The organism is Sphingobacterium sp. UBA7855, assembly GCA_002500745.1.
Lineage (GTDB): Bacteria > Bacteroidota > Bacteroidia > Sphingobacteriales > Sphingobacteriaceae > Sphingobacterium.
This window is the reverse complement of the sequence record DLST01000014.1, coordinates 161917-172750: the sequence shown is the minus strand read 5'-3', so window position 1 is coordinate 172750 and position 10834 is coordinate 161917. Positions and strand designations below refer to the sequence as shown.

8 protein-coding genes are annotated in these 10834 nt (G+C 30.6%); 2 read left to right on the top strand and 6 right to left on the bottom strand.

Annotated features, from left to right (window positions below):
- Positions 1–424 precede the first annotated feature (424 nt).
- Both B2107_RS12565 and B2107_RS12560 read left to right on the top strand, forming a co-directional pair.
- Positions 425–1360, top strand: coding sequence for a hypothetical protein (locus B2107_RS12565; protein ID WP_293955985.1), 936 nt, complete (start codon positions 425–427; stop codon positions 1358–1360).
- A gap of 41 nt (positions 1361–1401) precedes the next feature.
- A complete protein-coding gene (locus B2107_RS12560; protein WP_293955983.1) occupies positions 1402–1971 on the top strand; it encodes a hypothetical protein in 570 nt (189 codons plus the stop codon).
- 66 nt (positions 1972–2037) lie between these two features.
- On the opposite strand, the gene B2107_RS12555 is transcribed toward B2107_RS12560, so the two are convergent.
- The 6 genes from B2107_RS12555 to B2107_RS12530 are packed head-to-tail and all read right to left on the bottom strand — an operon-like array spanning position 2038 to position 10823.
- Positions 2038–3465, bottom strand: a complete 1428-nt coding sequence (locus B2107_RS12555) for a TolC family protein (protein WP_293955981.1) — start codon at positions 3463–3465, stop codon at positions 2038–2040.
- Position 3466: 1 nt separating this feature from the next.
- Positions 3467–4750 (bottom strand): NUDIX domain-containing protein, encoded by a 1284-nt coding sequence (locus B2107_RS12550; protein ID WP_293955980.1) that lies wholly within the window; start codon positions 4748–4750, stop codon positions 3467–3469.
- Positions 4743–5819, bottom strand: a complete 1077-nt coding sequence (locus tag B2107_RS12545; protein ID WP_293955979.1) for an RNA ligase — start codon at positions 5817–5819, stop codon at positions 4743–4745. The genes B2107_RS12550 and B2107_RS12545 overlap by 8 nt, the downstream gene beginning before the upstream one ends.
- Positions 5809–7326, bottom strand: a complete 1518-nt coding sequence (locus B2107_RS12540) for a hypothetical protein (protein ID WP_293955978.1) — start codon at positions 7324–7326, stop codon at positions 5809–5811. The genes B2107_RS12545 and B2107_RS12540 overlap by 11 nt, the downstream gene beginning before the upstream one ends.
- Positions 7307–8626: an HlyD family efflux transporter periplasmic adaptor subunit gene (locus B2107_RS12535; RefSeq protein WP_293955977.1), complete on the bottom strand. Its 1320-nt coding sequence runs from the start codon at positions 8624–8626 to the stop codon at positions 7307–7309. Before B2107_RS12535 ends, B2107_RS12540 begins: the two co-directional genes overlap by 20 nt.
- Positions 8616–10823, bottom strand: coding sequence for a peptidase domain-containing ABC transporter (locus B2107_RS12530; protein WP_293955976.1), 2208 nt, complete (start codon positions 10821–10823; stop codon positions 8616–8618). The genes B2107_RS12535 and B2107_RS12530 overlap by 11 nt, the downstream gene beginning before the upstream one ends.
- Positions 10824–10834 lie beyond the last annotated feature (11 nt).

The following is a 10834-nucleotide window of genomic DNA, read 5'->3' as shown; positions in this document are numbered from 1 at the left end:
GATTTTATTTGCAAGTCCAAACAACAATTATACTTTGATTTTACTTTTTTAAGCTGACAACTTAGATACTTAAATCTAATATTATTAAGTTCACTATAGGCAATTTTTCCATTTTCAAAATGAAGTTCTACATTCTTAAGCGCATCTTTCATAGCTCTACTAATGTTTTCATTTGCTTTATATTTATTATAACTACATAACTATTCAACTTTGTTGGATCATATTACCTGATACAAATAACATTAATTTTTTTGATATTAAAGTCAATCCTTAGGTTATATTTTTTGATTTTTGTTATTTTTTTTATCGTTCAGGACACAACTAAGAATAATTATGTAATATATTGATTGAATTTACTAAAGAGAAATAATTAAGATAAAATTCGCTATATTTGTTACATTACAATAAATGATATTATTCAGATATGAAAAGAACAACGAGATTAAATTTAATTGGTTTAGAAACTTTTTTCCAATCGATTTCTGAAACTGAATCAAAAAAATTTATAGGTGGAAATGGGTATGCAGAAAAACATTATACTTTAGATGAAGCAAATGTATATCGAGAGGTTGATGGACCTGGGAGAGATCAGGATCAAGATTTTTGGAGAGAATATATGTTAGATGACTATTTTGATGGAACTTCAGGTGGAGATTTCGATGCAGGAATGGGAGCTGATCCGGTAGCTGTTGTCGAAACTTTAATATCGAAAGGTGTGATATCATTCCATCAATTCTTTAACGGAGAAGATATTTCAATAATGAAAACAGCATTAGAAAAAATGGCATCAACAAATACTGGAATGATGATACTAACTAATATTGCCCAGTCTGGTGAAAAATTATCAATTGTTCCTTCTGAACATACTAATCAATATGATGCCAATTCAAATGTCCTTTATACATCATATATGACAGGTGATGGTCCCAAAAGTGCTAGTTTAATGGTTGGACTTCTTGCTCATGAACTTACACACGCTGGACAAGATTTCGCGAAAGGATCATTCTTGGATGACAATGGAAAACCGGGAGTAAATATCTTTGCGGAAGCTGAAGCCTTTATAAATGAAGCCAAAGTACTTGCAGAACTTGGAATTTTAGAAGAGTCAGTATCCATAAAAGGAGCTTATGAAAATGAATTTGCAGCAGAATTTAATAGTTTTATAGAAAATGGAGGTAAAATAACCACAGAAGTATTAAACTGGTTCGTCGAACATTTTTATGACGTGACAAATGCAACTAAGGACATTTATGATAATTCAAGATACTATTATTGGGGTGACTCAGTAACAGATCTAAACTCCTTAATAGAAAACATTAAAAGCGTGCCGAAGGGTGGGAATTATTGGCTTGCAGAATAATTCATATAGCTCAATTAGTTATTCAACGATACAATAAAAAAATGAATCTTGCACGCAAAATTTTTATAGCCTTACAATTCGTTTTAATTACGAATTTTTGTTACGCTCAATTTGGGACCCTTCCAAAACAGGATATAAGGAAGCGGATATATGGTATGATTAAGGGACATTGGGGCTTTAATAAAGCTATTTATGTTAAAAATGCCTGCAATATAAATCCTGATCCGGTGAGAGACCGCTTAAGTTTACCTCTAAACAAGAAAATTACAGATAAATTTAGTGGGATAGCAGATGTTTTGATTTTTACCAATGAAAAAGTCAAAATTGACAGTATTAAAATTGTTAATCTTGAAATTAGAAATAAAAATAATGGATTAAGAATTTACGATTGGGTATATTTCACAGATGCAAAAACAATCTCAGAACTAGATATCCATAAAAATATTGGCATAACGTTAAATAATCTCGCCCCCCTAAAAATTGATAAAACTATTAAGGATATCAGCTGCTCACTCCTAGAAAAAATCAATGAATGTATTTTACTTAAATCCTCATTAGATATTGAAAAATACAGTGAACCAATGATAATATATTACCCTTTTTCCTTTTAGGAATTAATAATTATTCCTCCGATGGTATATTTTATATACCATCGGCAGAAATCACAAAGATTTTTTTTACATAGGACTTTCTTTAGTATTCAAATAACTCGCTAACCCCAGTTTTAATATATATTTCTCATTGACCAAATTGTAATAAGAGAGAAGAGAATTTTCGTAATTTTCCAATTGTTTTTTATAGTCTAGGACAGTGCACTTCCCTATTTTCAATTGATTTAGCATTAAATCATTTGTAAATAAATGCAAATCCACCTCCTTTTTCACAATTGATATATTTGCTTTATTCAGATTAATTAGATTAAAATATTTAGCTGCCTCCATTTTTATAGAAAATTTTAACTCGTTCATATCTCTATGAATATTTTCCGTTTCTAACGCAGCTATTTTTTGATTATTTTTAAGTGTCCCCCAAGATAATAAAGGAATTTTAACCGTAAGTGATGCATTTTGTCTCATCAACGGGTTATCATAGAGTCTTTCCCAATTTTTATTAGAACTGTTTACACCTATCCCTAATTGCATTTGTACATTGACACGGCCCTCCTTTTTTGTCTTATCAATTTTTTCCGCGGCAAGTAAATACTTTAAACGGGCTGTATACTCAAAATCATTTCTTAGAAGTATAGCTTCTATTGCATTCTTCTCTATATCAAGAATGAAATCTTTTGGAGATTCAAATTTTACGTTTTTACCAATGTGGATATTAAGAATTTCTTCCAATTTCATAATTTGATTTTTTAGTTCATACTCATTGGTAATTTGTTTTTTATAGTCTTGCTGCAATGCTATTTCAGTTTGTTTTACTTCCGAGTCTAAAACCTTACCTCGATTTTTTAGCTCTTTGAGAATACTTAGTAATTCAATCGTATTTTCAATATTCTTTAAAGTAATTTTATGTTTTAGCTGTATTCCGTAAGCAGCAAAATAACTATCAGCAACTTCCATTCGAAGATTCACTTTAGATTTGAGATTTTCTATTGAATCGAGCTTATTATTTATCTCCATTTTTCTTTTGTTCCATTTGTACTCATTAAAACCAAAAATTGGCTGATTATAGAATAGATTTATCCAATTTGAAGAAAACATTGTTGACGAATATTTTATATTTCGCAACATGCTAAGTGAATTTGAAATTGTCAAGTCTCCCCCAGTTCCGAGTAATCTCTGTGTAATGTTAAATGTTGTACTAGGATTAAAATAGGATCTTTCTATTGGATACACTTCCCCCTCTGGTTGCATAACGTCTTGAATTGACCTCTGATAAGGAGTATTTATTTCAAGGTCAACAGAGGGGAGAAATTGTGCGTTAAAATTTTGGAACTGCAGCAACTTGATTTGGGCCAAATTATTAATTCTCTTAACTCGCTCGGAATTTTCTAATAACTCAAACACGCGATCAATTGTTAGTGTGTCTCCAAAGCCTTGTCCTAACGTATAAAAAGGAATTAAAAAGCTCAAAAGTAAATATATTTGTTTACGATTCATATTAAAACCAGCTTGTGTAGTTTTTTAAAATAAATTCATTTAACTTATCCTTCGCAGAGGTTTGTGTATATAGCATATATAGATAACTGAACAAACCATTTTGAAATCTCAACATATAATCTCTCTCCCCGAATGATAAATTGTGTTGATAGTTATAATCTTCAGCAAAAAAAAGTGTCTTCTTTAACTTTAAAATCTCATCATATCTTTTCTTAAAATATGTTGTCTTAATTTTAATTCGCGTTTGGTCTTCCAACATCAAGACAACACCTTCACTTTCTTCCTTTTTCTCTAATTCCTGTTCTTTAATTGCTCTTGGGGATTCGAAGTTATATTCAATATTATTTTTTGATGTGATTGGTGCGATCAAAAACAATTTGGTTTTCCCTAAACCATTAATTAAAGTAAAAAAAGAATATCTACTTATTATCTCGAATAAAAATTGTTGATCGTCTATTATATTGAATTGATTATAATCGTTTATCAAAATATCATTTGCTAGAATCGCCAAATAGTGATTGAAACTACTCTTAGTTGATATAAATATGCTATTATTATATTTATAGGCTATACCTAATGCACCATCCAACTTTTCAAAGCATTGCTGCGGTTTAGGTAATATCTTTTTAATTTCAATATATAATTGATCATATTCAAAAAATTTCTCGAATGATCTTGCTATTATTTTACCTTCGATATCCAATATTAGCCCACGAGCGTTAAGTGTTGTGTAATTCCAATTCCGAAGAGTTTTGGTTTTATTTGTATAGTTATATATCCAAAGTGGAAATTTGGGATGTTTAGTTTTCTTTATATATCCTTCATCCAATAGATTTTGTAAGTCTTTAAGATTAAAACGGTCTCTTTTTAGAAAATTCACAACCGAAAGCTGTTTGTAATAAATTTTTTCACGAATTTCTTTATAACTGAGAAATTCCACCTTTTCAACCTCTTCGTTTAACCCAGCTCCTATTGTACTTGTATAATGAAAATATTCTTCGTCATTTATCTCAACAACAAAGTAGAATATAATCTTTGATAATCTATTCTGAGCATCTAAATAGGTTATAAGAGATCTTCTTCCAACATTAATCTTTTCGAAGGGAATTAAAGTTCCTGTTTCTTCATAAGTTTCCCTAATAGCTGTTTGGATTATATTCTCATCAGCGCTTTCAATATATCCTTTTGGAATTGACCAATGTCTATCTGAATCAATTCCTCTAGGTTTTATTAATAGGATCTTTTCGTTTTTTATAATTACTAGGCCAGCACTTTTTTTAATCATAGTAATTTTTTAGATATCTTTCTTTCCAATTCCACAATCTATTGTCTGGAACCCGGAGGCTATCCAAACTCTTCTGAAAAGATTGGACATTAACGACTCCCTCTTTTTCATATCTTTTTATTTGATTTTCAGCCCAAATAAAAGCCCCATCATCAATTTGGTTAATAGTAAACTTAGTATATAATTGTTCCAATTCATTTCTCTTCCAGGCGCTTATTACCTCCTCTGTGGTCAAGTCAAATTTTTCATATTGATAGTACTCTTTAAGCCTAGCTATACTCTCAAATTTTTGAAACTCCGCGTTTATCAGCTTTTGTAGTTCTGAATGAATTTTCTTATACCAAGGAAATTTAATCTTCAGTCTTACACCTTCATTGTATTCGACAACTATGCCTTCAAGATTTGGGATATTCAGAGCTTCCAATTCATTAATATTTGTAATATGTGAATATTTGGCAGTTAAGTCTGTTTTTGTAATAAATCCTAATGACTCTATTTCGTTAATTGAATATCCTGTTTCCTTATCTATTACCCCTATAAGAATAATATCTTCAGTCGAACCATAATCTACGATTAAACTGTTTTCGGGATATATTATTTCAAAAACATAAGTATATTTCCTATCTAATCGTTTGCATGCATCGCGGTACTTTTTTTGAATTATCTCAGTTCCACGCAAGGCTTTCATGCTCGAAAACGATCTTTGAGTTGCAATAAAAGGTTCTTCAGCAATCCAATATAGAATTCCCATTGTGCCATCCAATTTTTCAAAAATTTTCGGTTTAGAATCTGGTAGTTTCAGAACGCGATTTTCACTTTGGAGAATTATATCTTTTGATAAATAATTTCTAAAAGTCCAAAATTTAGAAAATGGTCTTTCTATAATTCTTCCGGAGCTATCCAAAATTAGTCCCCGACACATTTTACTATATTCGTTCCAATTATTTTTGATTCTCTCCAATGGATTCTTATGATACCCATATATGTAAATATCGTGTGTTGGATGTTTCTCAACCGTGATATGACTATTCTTTATCCGTTGATTTAATTCTTCTATATTAATAATCATTTGCTAATCTATTTACTAAATAAACTACATATAACTTCATTTCTATAGATAGGCCAAAGGTTCCAAAGCATTTGTAAAAGAGTCCCTCCATAAAAATAAATCTATTATTATTACCCGTATTGTTATTATGAGGAAAAAGTAATCTAAGTATGTTTAAAAAATATTTATCTGTTTTAAGCCTCTCATAATCACTAATCATAACGGTTATTTCACTATCAAAGGAATCATCCAGATTGCTCCATTCTTCCAATTTCCGCCCAAAATTATATGAAATACTATTCTCTGTAAGCTGATATGTACGATCAAACTTCTCATACATTATATTTATTGCCACATAGTCTTCCTCAAAGAAATCATCCGTATTCATCACAAGTAAATTCCATTTCTTGGCAATGCCCCTATTCAGATTAAAAAAATCATCTCGGCTTAAACCAATCTTTAACGATGCGGATATATAAAATTCTATTGCATATGAGAGCATAATGCTCTCATTTAGTTCCAAATCTTCGTTAAATTTTAAATCAAGTAAATATGACGATAGTCTATTTATTGTTCGTTGGTAATAAGGATTTAAGACATCATAAATAGTATGAGCCTTAAAAGCTAAGATTTTCATCTGGCTAGGATTGAATTTCAGTTCTAAAATTGTCTTCAAATCTTGCTTCTGTTCACTATGGCTGCCCATAATAATACTCAACGTATATTTTCTGTTTTCTGTTCTCTCCCAATAAAAGCCTTCTATATAATATGTAAATCTTTTTATTTCATTCAATACATTTAAGTATATAGAAGTCAAAAACACATTTAAGTCAACTTCACCTGAATTGATAACAATGGAAAGACCATCAATATATTGAACATTAGGTTCCAGTAAATAGGGTCTACCCCCAAAAGGCAATAGTAAGGAATAAATTTCTTCACAAAACTCTAGACAAGACAAAGTTCCTAATCTGTTAATAAGATGTGTCAGAGGAGTTTTATTAGGTGTCATTTCAATAAATACAGGAATGAAAAAATCGGGTATTTTTTTATCAAATACCGAAACTAATTTCTCCAGTATCTTGAATCGAATATGGATAGAATCTATTATCCTTAATTCTTCCAATAAAACGGAAATTTCCCACTTCATTTTTTCATAATGGGCAAAATCACATTTAACACTATTTCGCTCAAAAAGGTATTGACAGGAGACTTTCAGATTAGTAAGCAATAAATTTTTATCCTTCAAAATCCAAGCATCTAATATTAGCTTTTTAAATAATTCAAAGGCTTCTGGAAAATTCGAAAAATCAGGCCTTGGAAGAAAATAAATTAATATTTTATCTTTACCCCTATTAATTACCTCAATATGAACTGAAGTTGTAGTTTCAGAGATCGCTGACAAAATAATCAAATCACCTGTTTTTGCAGTGTAATAATTATTCAGGGCAATATAATTAAAATGACTAAGCCTTTCATTAATAATCTCTTTAGTGAGATCAGCAATATTATTGGGTATTTGATTCATTTTTTTTCTCTTTAATTTTATTGTTCATTGTTAGAGCTCCATATATTTTATCGTAAAATTTATGGATAAGCCTTCTGTTCTTTGTCAATATCTCCGCTTCTCCCTCCATATTACTTCCGAATGAAATAATTTTTCCCATATCTGTCTTCATTCCTTCAGGCAGAGAGACTCTAACAAAATACATGGATTCTTGTGGTATCAATGATATGTTTTCAACCTTCCCTACTAATTTTCCAAACTCAGGAAATGGAAAAGCATCTAATTTTATCTGAACATTTTGTCCAACTTCCAATTTCCCCGCCCCGTTACTAGGAACCTGGATATATGCTATGATTTTATTATCTCTAGGCAGTACTGAAAATAGAGGGTCACCTCTTTTAATAAATTGGCTGGATGAAACAAATCCAATCATATCGATCTCTCCTTCAATTGGTGATTTAATAACATATTTTCTCTCCCAATCTTTAATAATTGACAATAGTTTCAAATAGGAGTTTAGAACCTTTCTTTGTGCAACAGAATTAGCATTGGCTTTCTGTTTAGAAAATAAAGCTATATCGCTATGATGCCCTGCTATTGATTTTATGGTTTGAATACTGTCAAGTAGCACTCTTTCAAAATTTTCGTTCTCTTTTAAGTAGCTTATCATTACATTTTGGTAGTCTTCTTTCAACACCATACTTTTGGTATAAAGGACTGAATCGTCATCTAATTTTTCCCTAATAATATTTATTTGTCTCTTTTTAATCTTAGAAAGTCCTCCCAAACCTGCTACATAATTCTTTGATTCTTTAATTTGTTTTTCAAGTAAACTTACTTTTATATCATATTCGTTTTGGTTTTGAATATTTTCAAGATCAAATAAAGTATTTATAAACTCAAAATATTGTGACTGGACTTCTCCTAAATTATAGCCTAAAGCAAAATCAAGTGTTGAATATTTCAAATCAAAAATTTCTTTTTGGTATTTTAGTAATGAATCCCTAAGTCTAAGAATTTCTATATAGTCACCACCGTTCTCAATAATAGCCAAATCCCTTCCTTTGCTAACTAGTTTTTTTTGCGGAAAATTTAAAAGTTGTATCCGTCCTTCATTTTCAGAAATTATAATTATGGGGGCTTTTTCAGCAGATACCTGTACCTTCGCCATTAAAATTTCAGGAGATCTAATTACCCATAGCAGGATAGCCAATATTACAACAATAAAAGAAAGTATAACCGCTAAAATACGATTTGTCTTCTTGGGAAATTTTCCTAAAATATGCCTAAATTCTTCGGAGTGTCCAGTATTACTTTTCATAAAAATTATGCATCTGTGTATTATATAATTGAGAATAATATCTCTTATTATTTAACAGGATTTCGTGTTTACCTATTTCCACTATAGTCCCTTTATTCAAAACAATAATTTGATCAGCCGACTTGATAGTCGACAACCGGTGAGCAACTATTATTATGGTCTTTCCAGGATAGAATTGGTTTATATTTGAAAGAACCTTAACTTCGTTAATGGAGTCCAGTCCGTTGGTAGCTTCGTCAAAGAAAAGGTAATCGGGCTCTCTATACAGAGCTCTTGCAATCATAATTCGCTGTTTTTGTCCTTGGCTCAAACCTTTTCCATTTTCCCCAATCATTGTGTTAAAACCTTTCGGCATTCTTTCCACATCAGGTAAAATATTGGAACAAGAAACGGCTTTATAGAACTTATCATTATCAAACTCTAGGTCTAATATTATATTGTTACGGATACTGTCATTAAACATGCTACATTCTTGACTCACTACACCAATATTGTCTCGCCATAACTTTAGACTTACATTGCTAATATTAGCCTTTCCTAAAAGATATTCTCCCGCAGATGGCTCATATAGTCGTGTTAGAATTTTGAGTAGCGTAGATTTTCCACTTCCACTTTCACCCACTATTGCAGTAAACTTTCCCTCTGGAACAACAAATGATAGATTTAGGAGAACGGGCGAATTTTGACCTGTATACCGATAGCTTAAATTGTTTACGATAAGCTCCTTATTTAATGGAAAAAATAAATTATTTAGAATTTCTGGATCCTGTTCTTCTCGGATTTGGTTTACCTCATTCATCCTTATGAAACTTATATAAGCAGATTGATAAGATGTAATAAATTGGATGACTTCAGCAAGGGGAGCTCGTAACTGACCAAGGATAAATTGAATTGCGACCATCATACCTATTGTCATTTCTCCTGTTATAACGAGGTATGCTGTAAAATATGTCAGTATAACATCTTTTAATGTATTAATTAAATCACCACCTATTTTTTCAATTTGGCTAACATTTAAAAGCTTAATATTAGTTTCATAAAGCTTAATTTGTAATTTTTCCCATTTCCATCTTTTACCTTTTTCGTAATTGTTTAGTTTTATATCTTGGATATTTGTCAAAGTCTCTATCCAATGACTATTATTCTTTGCTAACAAATCAAAATATCTTATATCCATTTTTTTTCTCACATTCCAGAATAGAAATGTCCACAAAATATAAAGTATTGACCCAAATAGAAAAATTATACTCAAGCTGGGAGTATAGAAATATAGTATCGATCCGAACACTATAATATTGAGCAATGAAAGAATTATTCCAAAAGCGGAATTCATTATAAAATTTTGGAGTCTTTCATAATCCATAGATCGCTGTAAAACATCTCCAACTAATTTATTTTCAAAAAATGTAACCGGTAATTTGAATAATTTCAAAATATAATTGGATAATAGTGAAATCTTAATCCTTGCGGCAATATGCATATTCAAAGATTGGCTTATCCAAGTACCTATGCTTGAACTTATAACAAGTATGACGGTCGCAGCTGAAAGCAGAGTAATAAAGTTGAGATCTTTGGCAACGATACCTGTGTCAACTATAGATTGAGTAATGATAGGAAAAACAGAACGTATTATTGTAATTAAAAATATTACAAATAACAATTGAAGACACTGTCTCTTATAAGGGGAAAGCTGAAGTATTAGATAGTTAAATATATATATAAAACTAGGTGTTTCCCTTGACGCTTTAACATCATTGAAAGCATCAGTCGGCTCTAAAGCAATTAATATTCCTGTTTTAAACTGTTTGGATTTATCATCCTTTTTTAACCATCCTTTTACAAATTCTCGAATGGTATATTTCATCAATCCAATTGCAGGATCAGAAACATAAACATAATTCTTTGTAATTTTATAGACGACAATGTAATGATAGCCACGCCAATGAATTATACAAGGTAATGGAACTTTTTCTCTAAAATTCGTAAATGAAGTCCGAATTGGCATGGATTTGAGCCCTATTGCCTCAGACGATTCACATAAATTATATACTGAAGTTCCTTCTTTACTGACATTAGTTATTTCTCTTAAATAATCCAAGTCGAAAAATTTTCCATAATGTCTTGCAACGATCTGTATACAGGCCGGACCACAGTCTTTTGCGTCCAGTTGATTGAAATGGGGGAAACTATTAAACATAAGATTGTAAG